Below are 15,792 nucleotides of genomic sequence, written 5' to 3' on the forward strand. Positions count from 1 at the left end.
TTGTCCGGGCATTTTTTTGCTATAAAAAAGCCCGATGCACGTGCACCGGGCGAATCCAGAAGATCGGTGAAAATTGCCTCAATGTTCTGAACAATATTCACGTGAATTATGGATGAAATAATCTTAAAGGCATATAACGGCGTGGAGATTACCTTGTTTTCCGCGTAATTAATAATTTTTATTTTGTATTGATTATAATAATTCATTCATGACGTTTATCATTATTTCAACCGCATCATTTAGTTTAGATTTTACTTAACCCGTAACAATTATATTTTATTCATCCGCCGCCAGAGTGATTTAGCATGGGACACCTTTCCAGCCCGGAAAGTTCACTAAGCAATAAAAAAATAACTGCAAAGGAATAATCAAAATGCAAAGAAAAGTACTGGCACTGATGATCCCCGCTTTGTTAATGGCTGGAGCCGCTCACGCAGCTGAAATTTATAATAAAGACGGCAATAAACTGGATCTGTATGGCAAAGTAGATGGTCTGCATTATTTCTCTGACGACGCGTCTAAAGATGGCGATCAAACCTATATGCGTCTGGGTTTTAAAGGTGAAACCCAAATCAACGACATGATGACCGGCTTCGCCCAATGGGAATACAACATTCAGGCAAACAACACCGAAGGTTCTGACAATCAGTCCTGGACGCGTCTGGCCTTCGCGGGCGTGAAGGTGGGCGATTACGGCTCCTTCGATTACGGCCGCAACTATGGCGTCCTGTACGACGTTGAAGGCTGGACCGATATGCTGCCAGAATTTGGTGGCGACTCTTATACTTATGCCGATAACTTTATGACCGGTCGTGCAAACGGCGTGGCGACCTACCGTAACACCGACTTCTTTGGTCTGGTGCAGGGTCTGAACTTCGCGGTGCAGTATCAGGGTAATAATGAAGGCAGCAACTGTGACGAGTATGGCTGCTCTCAGGAAAGCACTAATAACCGTTCAGATAACAACATTCGTAATCAAAACGGTGATGGCTTCGGTATCTCCACCACCTATGACTTTGGCATGGGCTTCAGCGCGGGCGCGGCATATGCGTCATCTGACCGTACCAACGATCAGGTTAGTGCTGGCACTGGCGCAGCATCTCAGTATGCAGGTGGCGATAAGGCGGATGCATGGACTGCCGGCCTGAAATATGACGCTAACAATATTTACCTGGCGGCAATGTATTCCGAAACCCGCAATATGACCCCTTATGGTTCAACCGATAGCCAAGATGGCGGCGGTATTGCAAACAAAACCCAGAACTTCGAAGTCACCGCACAATATCAGTTCGATTTCGGTCTGCGTCCGGCCATTTCCTATTTACAGTCTAAAGGTAAAGACCTGGGCAATGGCCAGGACGATAAAGACCTGGTGAAATATGCTGACGTCGGTGCTACCTATTATTTCAACAAAAATATGTCCACCTATGTTGATTATAAAATCAACCTGCTGGATGAAGATGATTCATTCTACAAAAACAATGGCATCGGTACGGATGACATTGTAGCGTTAGGTCTGGTTTACCAGTTCTAATCCCGTTAGCCCGCAGCGATCTGCGGGCTAGTTTTCATCGCTGTTTCGTCTGTTCTTTACGGAAAGAGAGATAGCCAAATACCCCGCTGTCGCCATCCATAGGGTGATTTACTCCATCCATTACCGCCACTTCCGGGAAGTCGAATGGCGTGACATTTTCCAGACAGGCGACATTCACACCATATTCATTGGGATTGGAACGTCGTTGGTGGAACGTGTAAATACCGCAAATCGAACAGAAGAAATGGCGCGCCGTGCCGGTGTTGAAACGGTACTCTGTGAGCGTGTCCGCGCCCTGCGTCACCTTAATGCCCGTCAAAGGCGCTGAAACCACGACCGCCCCACGCATCCTGCAAAACGAGCAGCTACATCGACGTGCGGTATTCAGGCCGTCCGTCAGCTCAACCGTAAATTTCACCGCCCCACAATGACACTGTGCATGACGAATGTCAGCCATCGCTTATACCCCTTTTCTCACTAACTCAGCCGCTTTTAAAAAGACCTCATCTTCGACACCATCCCCCTTCTGCCTGCCGAGCCTTACCAGTTCATCGACAATACTTTCACGGTTGATGATCTTCTGGGATGAAACCAGCCCGATAACGGCGGCACCAATCGCCAGCCCAACTAATCCTGTCTGCTCGTCTTTATTTTTCATAGAAGCGCTCCCTTGTCCCCCTCAAAAGCGTAGCAGGAGAACTGTAAAACGCGCTGGTACGCGGGAATGAGATCCGTGCTTTATCTCACCCGTTCATCCGGCAAAAAAGGGATGGATTCTGAGCGGTTATCAGACGACGTTGATGAGGATAACGTGAATAGCGGTGCGCGTAGAGAGGCCGTAATGGGTGTTAAAACCGCCTTCGTAAAGGCGGTTGGTCATTACTCTGGATCTTTATCGCCTGATTCAGGCGCTGAGCCAGGATCATCTTTCGGTTTTCTTCCATCCTTTTCCGGGTTATCCGGGCTGGGATTATAATCAGGATGGTCACCATGAACGGGACGGTCAGTCATTTTCACCTCCGTTTTTTACTGCGTAAGCTGTAAGTGTAGACAACCCTTCAGTCTTAACCAAACTTCTCCTGTGGGGCTCATTTGTAAATCGTGCTGGCATTCGGCGCTGCAATCCGTACCATACACGACACACTTTCGCATGCTGGTTTTTACCGGTAGCCGCAAACCCGTCTTTTATCGCTAACCAGATGGGGCACGTAAATGCGCAGATGGTGTATGAAATCTATGCTACATGGATAGAAGAGATGAACACGAAGCTGACGCTTTGAAATCGTTTTCCTCACCCTGTGCCCCATTTGAGATCTGAGTAACGAATAGATGCAACAAAATCAAGAGATTAACAAGAAAGAACAGTACAACCTGAATAAGCTACGCTGATTTTGTTAACTCATTGCTTGCTTTCGTTTTGTCAATTTATTCAATTAGTTAAAGCATAGCAGTTTCTCCCTAAAGCTACCCAGTAATACATTTTTAATGCCCTTTTTTGCCCCTATTCCTCAGTTTTGCCCCTAAATTTGCCCCTAACTTTAGCCAGTGTCCCCTACTTTTTCTCCCTGCCATATACTTTCAGTCTGACTGACTGGAGGTTTCTATGTGTGGACGTTTTGCACAAGCACAAACCCGTGAAGAATATCTGGCTTACCTGGTTGATGAAGCCGATCGCAACATCGCATACGACCCGGAACCTATTGGCCGGTACAACGTCGCGCCTGGAACCAAGGTTCTGCTGTTGAGCGAACGCGACGAACAACTGCACCTCGATCCGGTGCTCTGGGGTTACGCGCCCGGGTGGTGGGATAAGCCGCCACCGATTAACGCGCGCGTCGAAACCGCGGCCACCAGCCGAATGTTCAAACCTCTGGCAGCATGGCCGGGCGATCTGTTGTGCTGATGGCTGGTTCGAATGGAAAAAGGAAGGAGACAAGAAACATCCCTACTTCATTCACCGCGCCGACGGCCAACCCATTTTCATGGCAGCGATCGGCAGCACGCCTTTCAAACGTGGAGATGAAGCAGAGGGATTTCTGATTGTGACGTCTGCAGCTGATAAAGGACTGGTAGACATTCACGACCGCCGCCCCTTGGTTCTGTCTGCAGAAGCGGCACGTGAGTGGATGCGTCAGGACCTAGGCGGTAAAGAAGCTGAGGAGATAGCAGCCGACGGCGCTGTGCCAGCCGACAAGTTTATCTGGCACGCCGTGACGCGTGCCATGGGGAATGTGAAAAACCAGGGTCCGGAGCTAGTCAAGGCATCAAAATAGTAAGGTCAAAAGAAATCTGTCATGTTCGAAATGAGCGAAATGCGGACATTATGACTTTATCACTCTCTACAAAAGTTGAACTTAATATTCATGACATAAGTCTCTTCAGCGAAGACTTTAAAGCATCTAGAAAGACAGTAACGCGGCATGGCAGGTAGCGCTTTGTCGGAAACAGCGCCCATATTGCCAGCATGTGGCAATCCGCATCACTAAGTGATATTTCGACGAGTTCTCCGGTTGCCAGTTCAGAGTGAATATCTGCTTTTGTTAGTTGTGCCAGGCCCGCTCCGGCCTTACACATACTTCGGACACCTTCTACATTGTTACAAATGAACCGTGGCTCAAATAAATGACTGAGTAGGTTCCCATCTTTCACAAATGTCCACTGAGACACCATTGCCGTTCTCAAACACTGATGATTGGTCAGTTCTGCCAGAGTGGTGGGAATCCCGTGCTGGGACAGATAAGCAGGTGAGGCACAGAGGACCCGGGGGTTGCTGCTGAGCCTGTGGGCAATCAGGTTCGAATCCCTGAGCGGGGCAACCCTGATGGCCACATCGTACCCCTGACCCACGATATCCACCAAGTCATCACTGAGGTTGAGATCGATTTTCATCTTTGGATTCCGTTCCATGAGGTCAGGCAGCAGGGGAAGTATGTAACGCCGGCCGATGCCGGAGGGTGCCGTGATCTTCAGCAGGCCTGACGCCCCGCCAGCGTCCTCGCTGAACATAATCCGTGCGCCCTGCTCTGCTTCCATCATGGTTCTGGCATAGGGAAGAAATTCTTCACCCTCGCTGGTCAGCGACACCGCGCGGGTCGTGCGCTGAAACAGACGCGCGCCTAAATCCTTTTCCAGCTGGGCGAGATGTCGCGACACGCTCATCGCGCTCATGCCAAGTCTGCGCCCGACCTGAGAAAGATTGCAGGTTTCCGCAAGAACGATGAACAGTTCGACGTCACGAAGATTCATTTTATCTATTTCCGTTATACAGTGATGCATTTCTTACCAGTATAACGTTACGGATAACGGCATTATAATTATTTTTATTATAATTGTTACCAAGGAGTCACCATGCGCCACGCATCATTATTCGAAGCCACATTTATTAACCGCACTCTGTTCCGCAATCGCATCATGGTTGCCCCTATGACGCGTATCTCCGCGTCTGAAACCGGCGTACCGGGTGAAAAGATGCAGGATTACTACTCCCGCTTTGCCCGGGGAGGTTTCGGCGCCATCATCACCGAGGGGATCTACATTGACCAGGCGTGGTCACAGACCTATGCGTTTCAGCCAGGCATCGTGAATGAAGAACAGATCTGCGGCTGGAAAAATATTGTCGAAAAAGCACATCAGCGCGGTGCACGGGTCATAGCCCAGCTCATTCATGCCGGCGCATTGTCTCAGAAAAATATCTACCGTCCGGACTCTGCCGGTCCTTCCGCCGTGAAACCTAAAGGGCAGCAGCTTGAGTTCTACTATGGTTCCGGGGAATACCGCACTCCCCGGACACTCAGTGAAGAGCAGATCCGCGACATCATCTCCAGCTTTGCCGACAGCGCGGAGCTCGCCGTCAGTGATGCAACATTTGACGGCGTTGAGATCCATGCGGCGAACGGGTACCTGCTTGACCAGTTCCTGACAGACTATACCAACCAGCGTATTGATGGATGGGGCGGTTCCCTGGAAAACCGGCTGGCCATTACGCTGGAAGTTATCCGTGCCGTGCGCGGTAAAATTGGCGCAGAAAAGACGCTGGGCGTCAGGATTTCGCAGGGAAAAGTAAACGATTTTCATCATAAATGGAAAGAAGGTGAGGACGGTGCCAGGAAAATCTTCGGTCTGCTCGCCGATGCCGGCGTGGACTATATCCATGTGACCGAATACAAATCCTGGCTGCCTGCATTCGAGAACAGCGACAAGAGCCTTGTTGAGCTTGCCCGTGAAGCCGCTCCGGAGACCATCATCATTGCTAACGGTGGGCTGGATGACGGTGAAACGGCAGAAAAATTACTGGATATGGGCGCTGATTTTGTTTCTATCGGCAAGGCAGCATTAGCAAATCCTGACTGGCCACGAAAGGTCCGTTGCGGTCTCCCGCTTCACGATCTGCCTGACGATATTCTTTCACCGGTTGCAGACATCAAGGAAAAAGAACGATTTTAATTGTTATTTACCATCGGCACTAATAAAGGACGTCAAAATGACTGACAAGACGAAAAAGACGATCAGGATTTTATTTCCACAGTGGCAGGGAGGCAATCAGGAGCTCTACGGATTTGGTGCCCGGCTGCTGCACTGGCTCTCTCCAGAGACGCGCGCTCCTCTGCACACCATAAGCATACCGGAATTCAATCCGGACACGCCAGAACCTGAAGAAGGTTTGCTTTATCGCCAGCAGTTACTCAGCCAGCATGATGAGGCCTTGGCTATCCTGGAAAAGGAAGAGCCAGATCATATTGTGGTGTTTGGCGGTGACTGTCTTGTTGACCAGGCTCCCTTTGCCTGGATGAACGACAGGCACAATGGTGACATGGGTGTACTGTGGATCGATTCACACCCTGATGTGAAAACACCAGTCGACTTTACCAACGGCCATACAATGGTGCTGGGAAATCTTTTGGGCGGTGGCGATCCGGAGTTCGCTTCTAAAGTGAAGACCCCGGTGAAGCCCTCTCGCGTTATGTATGCCGGTCTGATTGAAGAGGGGCTGACTGAGCAGGAGACAGCCTTTATCAACGCACTTGGTCTGCGGATAGCCCGACCGGGCGAGCTTTACGAGAACAGCGACAAGATTACTAGCTGGATAAAAGAACAGAATATCCGCAAACTTGCTGTGCATCTGGATCTGGATGTATTGAATCCGGACGTCTTCCGTTCACTGCTGTTCGCCGAACCCGAGCCTGAGTTTGACTGGCAGGCGGTGTATCCAGTAGGAAAATTAAATCTCGCCCAGACGCTTAGAATAATCCGTGATGTATCTGCTGAAACCGAAATCGTGATCATTGGTATTACTGAGCATTTGCCTTGGGATGCCTGGAATCTTAAAGAGTTTCTTAAGAAGATTCCCATCATGAACGAGTGAAGGCCAGATCTAATGTGGCCTGCACATTCGATTACATGATGTGCGGACTACTTACATAACGTATTGAAAGTACTGCAACTTTCACATTCTATTGTCCGCTTCTGGCACAGAGCGGACTAAGACATCAGTATTATTTATCGGACTCTAAGCAAATCTGAATATCTCGTGGTATATCGAGGCGACAGCATTTCTCGCTTCATTTGCCACTGCTGCTGTATTCCCTGCCCGGCAAAGTAGAGCGTGCCTTTTCCATCTTTAGCGTTCAGGTGATCGAGCACTTCCATCAACCTTTCGCTTCCGGCTGAAGTGGTTTACTGAATTTGGCCACCTGAACAGAGGAGATATGCTCATCTCAGAACAATACAGGTGTCCCAATGAAAAAAAGAAATTTCAGCGCAGAGTTTAAACGCGAATCCGCTCAACTGGTCCTTGATCAGAACTACACCGTTGCAGCTGCGGCCAGTGCTATGGACGTGGGGCTTTCTACCATGACGCGATGGGTAAAGCAGTTACGGGATGAACGACAGGGCAAAATACCTAAAGCCTCTCCTATAACCCCGGAACAGATTGAAATACGTGAGCTAAAGAAAAAGCTACAACGCATTGAAATGGAAAACGACATATTAAAAAAGGCTACCGCGCTCTTGATGTCAGACTCCCTGAACAGTTCTCGTTAATCGAGAAACTCAGAGCGCAGTATCCTGTGGTCACACTCTGCCACGTGTTCGGGGTTCATCGCAGCAGCTACAAATACTGGGTGAAAAGCCCCGAAAAGCCAGACGGCAAGCGGGCTGTATTACGTAGTCAGGTTCTGGAGCTGCATAACATTAGCCATGGCTCTGCTGGCGCGAGAAGTATCGCCATTATGGCAACCCTGAGAGGTTTCAGAATGGGACGCTGGCTTGCCGGCAGACTCATGAAAGAACTGGGACTGGTTAGTTGTCAGCAACCCACCCACTTTCTCGATTTGTTCGCCAGGAAACCGGTAGGCTGGGCAATGTCATTCTCACCGGACAGCAAGCTAACCATCAAAGCGCTGGAAATGGCGTGGGAAACCCGAGGTAAACCAGCGGGAGTAATGTTCCCCAGTGACCAGGGTAGCCACTACACAAGCAGGCAGTTCCGGCAGTTATTGTGGCGTTACCGGATCAGGCAAAGTATGAGCCGACGCGGAAACTGCTGGGATAACAGCCCGATGGAACGCTTCTTCAGAAGTCTGAAAAACGAGTGGGTGCCAGTGACAGGCTATATAAACTTTAGCGAAGCAGCTCATGCGATCACAGACTATATCGTCGGGTATTACAGTTCGGTAAGGCCGCATGACTATAACGGTGAGTCACCCCCAAACGAATCGGAAAACCGATACTGGAAAAACTCTAAAGCCGTGGCCAGTTTTAGTTGACCACTTCAATGTTCGTCCCACCAAAAACCGATGCAGGTGATCGAGTTATCACGCTACTAGAGCCAGCACTAGAGGCCTTGAAGGCACAGCGTACACTGACTTCGTTACAGCCCAAAACCGAGATTGTTTTTCATCACCGCGAATATGGTGCGATGGAATATCAAAACCTGCGATTTGTTTTCATGCCCAGGATGCGCAAGGGCAAACAGAAAGCCTACTACTCTTTATCGAGTATCGGCTCCAGATTTAACGCAGCTGTAAAACGTGCTGGTATTCGCCGCCGGAATCCGTACCATACGCGGCATACTTTTGCCTGCTGGCTTTTATCTGCCGGCGCTAATCCGTCTTTCATAGCCAGCCAGATGGGGCATGAAAACGCGCAAATGGTTTATGAAGTCTACGGTGCGTGGATTGAAGAAATGAATGGCGAACAGGTGCTGATGCTTAACGACAAGCTCGCACGCTGAAGAATTTTTGCCCCTATTATGCCCCTATTGGCTCCGAAGGTAGTAATAAATGCAAGAAAATCAAACAAATACAAAGAAAGAACAATACAACCTGAATAAACTGCAAAAGCGACTGCGCCGTAACGTGGGCGAAGCCATTGCAGACTTCAACATGATTGAAGAAGGCGATCGCATCATGGTCTGCCTGTCGGGCGGTAAAGACAGCTACACCATGCTGGAGATCCTGCGTAATCTACAGCAAAGCGCACCGGTGAACTTTTCCCTGGTCGCGGTTAACCTCGATCAGAAACAACCTGGCTTCCCGGAGCATATCCTGCCGGAGTACCTTGATAACCTGGGCGTTGAGTACAAAATCGTAGAAGAGAATACCTACGGCATTGTTAAAGAGAAGATCCCAGAGGGCAAAACGACCTGCTCGCTCTGCTCACGTTTGCGTCGCGGCATTCTGTACCGCACCGCAACCGAACTGGGTGCCACCAAGATTGCGCTTGGCCATCACCGGGACGACATTCTGCAAACGCTGTTTCTGAATATGTTCTACGGCGGCAAAATGAAGGGAATGCCACCGAAGCTGATGAGCGACGACGGCAAACACATCGTGATCCGCCCACTTGCCTACTGCCGCGAGAAAGACATTGAGCGTTTCTCTCAGGCCAAAGCCTTCCCTATCATTCCGTGCAATCTGTGCGGCTCACAGCCGAACCTGCAACGTCAGGTCATTGGCGACATGCTGCGTGACTGGGATAAACGCTATCCGGGCCGCATCGAAACCATGTTCAGCGCCATGCAGAACGTGGTGCCTTCGCACCTCGCCGACGTTGAACTGTTCGATTTCAAAGGGATTAACCACGGTTCAGAGGTGGTGAATGGCGGGGATCTGGCGTTTGATCGCGAAGAGATCCCGATGCAGCCTGCTGGCTGGCAGCCAGAGGAAGAGGATGCGCAATTCGATGAACTGCGCCTGAACGTAGTAGAAGTCAAGTAACCTGGCAGCGTCTCAGATATCGTTTCTGAGACGCGTTTTAAGCTTACTTCAGCAGTCGAACGCGGCAGGTTTTCCCTTTAATCTTCCCGCCCTGCAACTGTTTCCAGGCCTTATGCGCAACCGACTGGCGAACCGCTACGTAGACATGCGCAGGGTAGACCGTTATCTTGCCAATATCTGCCCCGTCGAGACCGATATCCCCTGTTAACGCCCCCAGAACGTCACCGGGACGCATTTTGGCCTTTTTACCGCCGTCGATGCACAGGGTGGCCATTTCCGCCGCCAGCGGAGCGATGCTGATATTACCTGGGGTATTCACCCAGTTGAGTTTCAGTTGCAGCATTTCCGAAAGAATATTAGCGCGCTGCGCCTCTTCAGGTGCGCAGAAGCTGATGGCGAGACCACTGTTACCCGCACGCGCAGTACGCCCGATGCGGTGGACATGCACTTCCGGATCCCATGCCAGTTCGAAATTCACCACCAGCTCAAGCGATTTAATATCCAGGCCACGGGCCGCCACATCCGTTGCAACCAGCACGCGAGCGCTGCCGTTAGCGAAACGCACCAGCGTCTGATCGCGATCGCGCTGTTCCAGATCACCATGCAGCGATAATGCGCTCTGCCCGGCATCATTCAGGGCATCGCACACCGCCTGACAGTCTTTTTTGGTATTACAGAACACCACGCAGGACGCTGGCTGGTGTTGGCTCAGCAATTTTTGTAGCAGTGGAATTTTGCCCTGCTGCGATGTCTCGAAGAACTGCTGCTCAATCGCCGGCAACGCATCGACAGTATCGATTTCAATGGTCAGCGGGTTCTTCTGCACGCGCCCGCTGATCGCCGCAATCGCCTCAGGCCAGGTGGCAGAAAAGAGCAGCGTCTGACGCGTGGCTGGCGCAAAGCGGATCACTTCGTCAATCGCATCGCTGAAGCCCATATCCAGCATGCGGTCAGCTTCATCCATCACCAGCGTTTGCAGTGCATCGAGTGAAACGGTGCCTTTTTGCAGGTGATCGAGCAGACGGCCCGGCGTTGCCACAATGATATGCGGCGCGTGCTGAAGGGAATCGCGCTGCGCACCAAACGGTTGCCCGCCGCAGAGCGTTAAAATTTTAGTGTTAGGCAAAAAACGCGCCAGACGACGCAGCTCACCCGCGACCTGGTCGGCCAGCTCGCGCGTCGGGCAGAGTATCAGGGACTGAGTCTGAAACAGGGTTGCATCAATGTGTTGTAACAGGCCTAGCCCGAATGCAGCCGTTTTTCCACTGCCGGTTTTCGCCTGCACGCGCACGTCACGGCCTTCAAGGATAGCCGGCAGCGCGGCGGCCTGGACAGGGGTCATAGTGAGGTAGCCCAACTCATTCAGGTTAGTCAGTTGGGCTTCAGGCAGAACGTTCAGCGTGGAAAAAGCGGTCACAATATACTCTCGTGGTAATGATTGCAGTCAGATGGCGCGTATCCTCGCAGATCTGCGCTAACGATGCGACAATTTAATCGGCTCTTCATCCGGCGGTGGATCCGGCATCGGCTGCGGACGTGGGACAGGGTCGGGTATCGGCGTCGGATCGGTGGGCACCGGATCGGACTGCCAGGTGTTCAGGCGTTGCAGGGCAAGTAGCATACTCATCTTTTCCTCCAGATTAGGGTGCTGACCCCTAAAGGGTAGACGCAGATAAACAGGAGGCAAAAAAAAGCCGACTATAAAGTCGGCGTCGTACGAATCAATTGTGCTATGCAGTAATTCAAAAAAAGGAAGTAAGACAATATGGAGCGCAACGCCCATCGCTTGACGTTGCATTCACCTGCGGGAGTAATATTGCACCTAACATGGTCGGAGTTTATTGACTTCGCTCAATTAAAATGTCGTTTTGAAGCCGACTCTGCCACAGAAAAGCGTAAATTTACAGCCATTTACTACGATGCAACCACCACGCAACACCGCCAATCAAAACCACTAACATGACGCAAAATGTCGTGAAGCCATAGTGATATTCACCGCCGGGGATCCCTCCGAGGTTTACGCCAAACAACCCCGTCAGGAAGGTACTCGGTAAAAAGACCATCGCCATCAGCGACATGGTGTACGTTCTCCTGGCTAACGACTCCTGCATTACCTGGGCTATCTCATCCGCCATGACTGCCGTTCTGGCAATACATGAGTCAATCTCGTCCAGACCACGTCCGAGCCGGTCAGCGATATCCTGCATTCTGCGGCGCTGATCGTCGTTCATCCAGCTCATGCGTTCGCTGGCCAGTCGCGCATAAACGTCGCGCTGGGGGGTCATATAGCGGCGCATCACGATGAGCTGTTTACGCAGCAACGCCAGAAAACCACGTGGGGGGATTTGCTGATCGAGCAGGTTATCTTCCAGATCGATGATTTTATCGTGAAGTTCTTCTATAAACTCGCTGGCATGATCGGTCAACGCATCACACACATCCACCAGCCAGCTTCCGCAATCCGTTGGTCCCGTGCCCTCTTTCAGATCGTTAATGACGTCATCCAGCGCCAGCACTTTTCGCTGGCGGGTGGAAACAATCAGCCGTTCATCCATATAAACACGCATGGCCACCAGCTGATCCGGACGCTCATCCGTACTGCCGTTTATACAACGCAGCGTAATTAACGTCCCCTCGCCCATCCGGCTGACGCGGGGTCTGAGACTTTCTCCCGCCAGCGCATCCCGAACGTTGTTGGGCAATAGCGGCGTGGACGCGAGCCACTCGGCGCTGTCCGGGTGCGTGTAGTTGAGGTGCAGCCAGCATGGATGTTCGTTGTCGATGTGATCCTGATCTTCAAGCGGCCTTGCGCCGCCACGTCCATCAAACACCCATGCAAAAACTGCGTCAGGTACGTTAACCTCAGACCCTTTGATGCTCTCCACTGCGCCTCCACCGTTTTATCTCTTTCGGTGTCAGTCTAGCTTTCGCCGAGGGTTAAGCAATAATTATGTGAGGCATCGTCCTGAATACGCTCAGGAATTCACCGCCCATTCGCGGCTTTTTAATGCATTATCAGCCTGGAGCTCATTTTCCAGACGGAAATTACGTGTTCGTGCCTGGAGCTCAATCACCTGATTGCGCAGCACATCTGACGATCCATTGAGTTCTTCAACCATCGACACGTTGCTCTGCGTTACGCGTTCAAGCTCAGACAATGCCTGCGTAATTTGTGAAATACCTTTTTCCTGTTCTGATGTTGAAGCGGATATTTCATCCATCAGTCTGCTCACATTGCCCGAACCGGTAACAATGTCATGCATGTTTTTTTCGGCTTCAGAGACCACGTTAACGCCCTGCGTCACGTTATGGCTGGTAACTTCAATCAATGACTTAATATTTTTTGCCGCTTCGGCGCTACGATGCGCAAGGCTTCTCACTTCGCCCGCGACCACAGAAAACCCTTTACCATGGTCGCCCGCTCTTGCCGCTTCAACGGCGGCGTTAAGCGCCAGAATATTGGTCTGAAAAGCGATACCGTCAATCAGCGAGATAATCTCTGTCATTTGCTGGGCGCAGTCGGTAATCGACTGCATATTGTTCGCGACCTGCCCCATTAACTCCCCGCCTTTACGCGCCTGCAACGTCGCGAGATTCGCCTGTTCGCTGGCTAAACGGGTATTGTCGGCATTATTTTTTGTACTTGCAGCCATCTCTTCCATGCTGGCTGCCGTTTGCACCAGCGAAGCTGACTGCTGTTCTGTTTTGACGGAAAGCTGCGCGCTGCGTGAAGAGAGTTGATCTGACAGGGTCATCGCGGTTTGCGAGGAGGCGCGGATCTCACGGACCAGCGTTGCAATGTTGCTGGAGAGACTATTAATCCCCGGGATCAGACGTCCCGCACAGTTGTTGCCAAATTCAGGTATCGACACGCCAAGTTTGCCTGACGTCACTTCTTCAATACTTTTTTTCACAGTATTGATCGGCGTCACAAGATATTTTGTCATGTACGCCCAGAGTAAAAATAAGGCGATGAATTGTACAATTATGACTGCAATAAAAAGCGAAGAATTCCGTGAATATAGCGCTATAACTCCATCACTTACCAAAAATACACATAAAAGGAAATAGACAATGAACGTTCTGACACTAATATTTCTTAGCATACGTTTTCCTGGGACATTATATTTTGGTTGGCATTAAGGGTTATAGCATTGCCATACGAATTTGTCCTCACGTTCGTCGCTGGTTTGTTGTTTTGCAGTTTGATATGTGCAGTTTTACTTAAGGCGGATAAAAAGCATGTGTTACGGTAAATATCTGGCTTGTCGTTTGGTTACTGATACTCCTTCAATAACGGTAATTATATATTTAAGGAGAGATACTGTAGAGTGCCGATGTTTAGTGGTGCTTAATAAGTTAACGTAGTTAATATATATTAACTACGTTATTGCACGCCCCTTCCGTTAGGGTGGCTGACGTTCAGGCCAGACAGTCGATAGACTGGAAAAAACAGTCCTCAGTCATGAGGATATTCTCTTTTGCACTTTGATGCCCGCGACGAATATACCAGCCTGCTTCAGGCGCCATGCTTAAATGGAATATCCTTGCCCCCGACAGACTATCGGGGACAGTAATACTCATCGTCACACACCCCTTCTCCGACCCCCTGATCACCTGTTCTGGCATAATGGTGACGCTGCGATCCCCATTTTGCAAAATGATCGTCGTAATAGCATAACGACATATACCGCTACTAAGGCTGTAGCCAACCGTACTTAAATCGGTGATATGTTTTTTAGATAAAAATATTTCAATACCAGAACCTTCAAACCATGTAATGATTTGCTGCGCAAGATCCTCCATCCGCTCACAAAACGCCCTGACTTCGGCCTCAGCCGTATTAACATAGATCGGTTTGTCCCCGATACTCTGTTGCACTTTCTTAAAAAAACGCTCTCTTGCTGACATGTCAACTCCGTGTTTTTCGCCAGTCTCATTATTCTTTTTGGTGCTTCAGCAGAGCATAGCTGGCAATCAACTGCTGAAGATGCTGTTCGGTCTGGTTTAGCTGCGCTGCTGACAGGGGTTGCCCGGCAGGTAAAATAGAAAGCAGACGAAGCTGCTCCTCAAGCGGAACGGTATGGCTGAAGGACTGCGACATGGCAAACACGGCTGATTTCAGTTCACTCACCGTCATGTACTTCCCCTTCTGTTCATCCAGCGCGTTCAGCCTGTTCGTCAACTGCTGTAACTGCGTCATCCCCTGATGCCAGCCATTCAGATCTGATTCTGCAAGTCCGGCAACGCTAATCTGCTTGTGCCACTGTTGCGCCAGGGGTTTGGCCTCTTCAGGCCACAGCGTCAGCGCCTGCTGCACCAGACGGTCGCCGTAGCTTACTGCCCAGTCTGGTTTCAGGTGTAAAAGCTGCGCTAACATCTGCTGTGTCTTACTGATCCCCGGTTCAGGTGGCGGTGACGTTTGTTGCAGCGCCTGCAACTGTGCTGTAGAGAGTCCTTCAGGTATAGGAGCCAGGGACGCGGCCAGCTGCATTTGCGCCGAATTTGGCGCATGCATCATCTGCCATCCCACTGCGACAACACTGGCAGCCACCAGCATGGACAACATACCCGCAGCAAATGGCTTCCACTGCTTCACGGATACAGGAGGCTCTTTATTCAGCAACGGCTCGGGCTGAACCACATAAACCCTTTTACAACGCTCTGTCGGTTCTGTGAGGTGGAGTTCCGCGGCCCCCACCGCGTTCCCCGGCAGACTTACGCCCGTATTTTCGCTGTTTTCCAGACGCACTGCTGCGTTCTGCATCATCGAGCGCAGGGCATCAAGCTGAGCAGCATGCTTAAGTTCGAGGCGTTGCAACATGTCACTCAGAGCGTTCAGATTCTCCTCAGCCTGATAGAGGCCGCTCTGAATAAGTTCCGGCGCGTCTTCAAAGTCCTGACGCAGATCTTCTTTCGACACATCCAGAATTTCGGTTTTCACATTCTGGCGGTAGTCGGTGCTGTCCACCAGCTGCTTCAGGCCGCGCCACAGGGACTCCACCTTCTGGAACTCCTGGTGATGCATTACGGCATCCAGCT

General features: G+C 50.7%; 14 protein-coding genes and 5 pseudogenes. 8 read left to right on the plus strand and 11 right to left on the minus strand.

The window, feature by feature from the left end:
• The first annotated feature begins 373 nt into the window (after positions 1-373).
• A complete protein-coding gene (ompC, locus tag ACOTX1_RS08980; RefSeq protein ID WP_023314219.1) occupies positions 374-1,534 on the plus strand; it encodes a porin OmpC in 1,161 nt (386 codons plus the stop codon).
• 34 nt (positions 1,535-1,568) lie between these two features.
• On the opposite strand, the gene ACOTX1_RS08985 is transcribed toward ompC, so the two are convergent.
• The 3 genes from ACOTX1_RS08985 to ACOTX1_RS08995 form a co-directional block, all read right to left on the minus strand.
• Positions 1,569-1,991, minus strand: coding sequence for a GFA family protein (locus ACOTX1_RS08985; protein ID WP_022651250.1), 423 nt, complete (start codon positions 1,989-1,991; stop codon positions 1,569-1,571).
• Between the two features lie 3 nt (positions 1,992-1,994).
• Positions 1,995-2,192 carry a hypothetical protein gene (locus ACOTX1_RS08990; RefSeq protein WP_003856931.1) on the minus strand — a complete coding sequence of 66 codons (198 nt, stop codon included), beginning with the start codon at positions 2,190-2,192 and terminating at the stop codon, positions 1,995-1,997.
• A gap of 221 nt (positions 2,193-2,413) precedes the next feature.
• Positions 2,414-2,545: a hypothetical protein gene (locus ACOTX1_RS08995; RefSeq protein WP_255301129.1), complete on the minus strand. Its 132-nt coding sequence runs from the start codon at positions 2,543-2,545 to the stop codon at positions 2,414-2,416.
• 71 nt (positions 2,546-2,616) lie between these two features.
• On the opposite strand from ACOTX1_RS08995, the pseudogene ACOTX1_RS09000 reads away from it, so the two are divergent.
• Positions 2,617-2,814: pseudogene (locus ACOTX1_RS09000) on the plus strand (tyrosine-type recombinase/integrase); the annotation flags it as partial.
• A 323-nt stretch (positions 2,815-3,137) separates the two neighbouring features.
• Positions 3,138-3,807: pseudogene (locus ACOTX1_RS09005) on the plus strand (SOS response-associated peptidase).
• Positions 3,808-3,895: 88 nt separating this feature from the next.
• Here ACOTX1_RS09005 and ACOTX1_RS09010 read toward each other — a convergent pair.
• Complete coding sequence (locus ACOTX1_RS09010; RefSeq protein ID WP_023314222.1) at positions 3,896-4,780, minus strand: LysR family transcriptional regulator; 885 nt, start codon at positions 4,778-4,780, stop codon at positions 3,896-3,898.
• A 102-nt stretch (positions 4,781-4,882) separates the two neighbouring features.
• On the opposite strand from ACOTX1_RS09010, the gene ACOTX1_RS09015 reads away from it, so the two are divergent.
• The gene (locus tag ACOTX1_RS09015) at positions 4,883-5,977 is read left to right on the plus strand and encodes an NADH:flavin oxidoreductase (RefSeq protein WP_023314223.1); all 1,095 of its coding nucleotides are present in this window, start codon (positions 4,883-4,885) and stop codon (positions 5,975-5,977) included.
• Between the two features lie 37 nt (positions 5,978-6,014).
• Complete coding sequence (locus tag ACOTX1_RS09020) at positions 6,015-6,896, plus strand: arginase family protein (RefSeq protein WP_023314224.1); 882 nt, start codon at positions 6,015-6,017, stop codon at positions 6,894-6,896.
• Between the two features lie 134 nt (positions 6,897-7,030).
• Here ACOTX1_RS09020 and ACOTX1_RS09025 read toward each other — a convergent pair.
• Positions 7,031-7,198: pseudogene (locus ACOTX1_RS09025) on the minus strand (DUF4113 domain-containing protein); the annotation flags it as partial.
• A gap of 72 nt (positions 7,199-7,270) precedes the next feature.
• On the opposite strand from ACOTX1_RS09025, the pseudogene ACOTX1_RS09030 reads away from it, so the two are divergent.
• From ACOTX1_RS09030 to ttcA, 3 genes and pseudogenes are all read left to right on the plus strand, one after another.
• Positions 7,271-8,298 (plus strand): annotated as a pseudogene (locus ACOTX1_RS09030) (IS3 family transposase).
• An 8-nt stretch (positions 8,299-8,306) separates the two neighbouring features.
• Positions 8,307-8,765: pseudogene (locus ACOTX1_RS09035) on the plus strand (tyrosine-type recombinase/integrase); the annotation flags it as partial.
• Positions 8,766-8,814: 49 nt separating this feature from the next.
• A complete protein-coding gene (gene ttcA, locus ACOTX1_RS09040) occupies positions 8,815-9,750 on the plus strand; it encodes a tRNA 2-thiocytidine(32) synthetase TtcA (protein WP_263521938.1) in 936 nt (311 codons plus the stop codon).
• A gap of 43 nt (positions 9,751-9,793) precedes the next feature.
• Here the strand turns inward: ttcA and dbpA are convergent, their stop codons facing one another.
• The 6 genes from dbpA to ACOTX1_RS09070 form a co-directional block, all read right to left on the minus strand.
• Positions 9,794-11,167: an ATP-dependent RNA helicase DbpA gene (gene dbpA, locus ACOTX1_RS09045; RefSeq protein ID WP_023314228.1), complete on the minus strand. Its 1,374-nt coding sequence runs from the start codon at positions 11,165-11,167 to the stop codon at positions 9,794-9,796.
• Positions 11,168-11,224: 57 nt separating this feature from the next.
• Entirely contained in the window at positions 11,225-11,371 is a 147-nt protein-coding gene (locus ACOTX1_RS09050; RefSeq protein ID WP_275427718.1) for a hypothetical protein, read from the minus strand.
• Between the two features lie 280 nt (positions 11,372-11,651).
• On the minus strand, positions 11,652-12,635 hold the full coding sequence (gene zntB, locus ACOTX1_RS09055; RefSeq protein WP_023314230.1) for a zinc transporter ZntB: 984 nt from the start codon (positions 12,633-12,635) through the stop codon (positions 11,652-11,654).
• 90 nt (positions 12,636-12,725) lie between these two features.
• On the minus strand, positions 12,726-13,856 hold the full coding sequence (locus ACOTX1_RS09060) for a methyl-accepting chemotaxis protein (RefSeq protein WP_023314231.1): 1,131 nt from the start codon (positions 13,854-13,856) through the stop codon (positions 12,726-12,728).
• 316 nt (positions 13,857-14,172) lie between these two features.
• Positions 14,173-14,661, minus strand: coding sequence for a hypothetical protein (locus ACOTX1_RS09065; RefSeq protein WP_023314232.1), 489 nt, complete (start codon positions 14,659-14,661; stop codon positions 14,173-14,175).
• Positions 14,662-14,689: 28 nt separating this feature from the next.
• On the minus strand, positions 14,690-15,792 hold a 1,103-nt coding region (locus ACOTX1_RS09070; RefSeq protein WP_421637450.1), incomplete at its 5' end, for a VasL domain-containing protein.

Source organism: Enterobacter cloacae complex sp. IR5401, assembly GCF_049238425.1.
Taxonomy (GTDB): domain Bacteria; phylum Pseudomonadota; class Gammaproteobacteria; order Enterobacterales; family Enterobacteriaceae; genus Enterobacter; species Enterobacter hormaechei_C.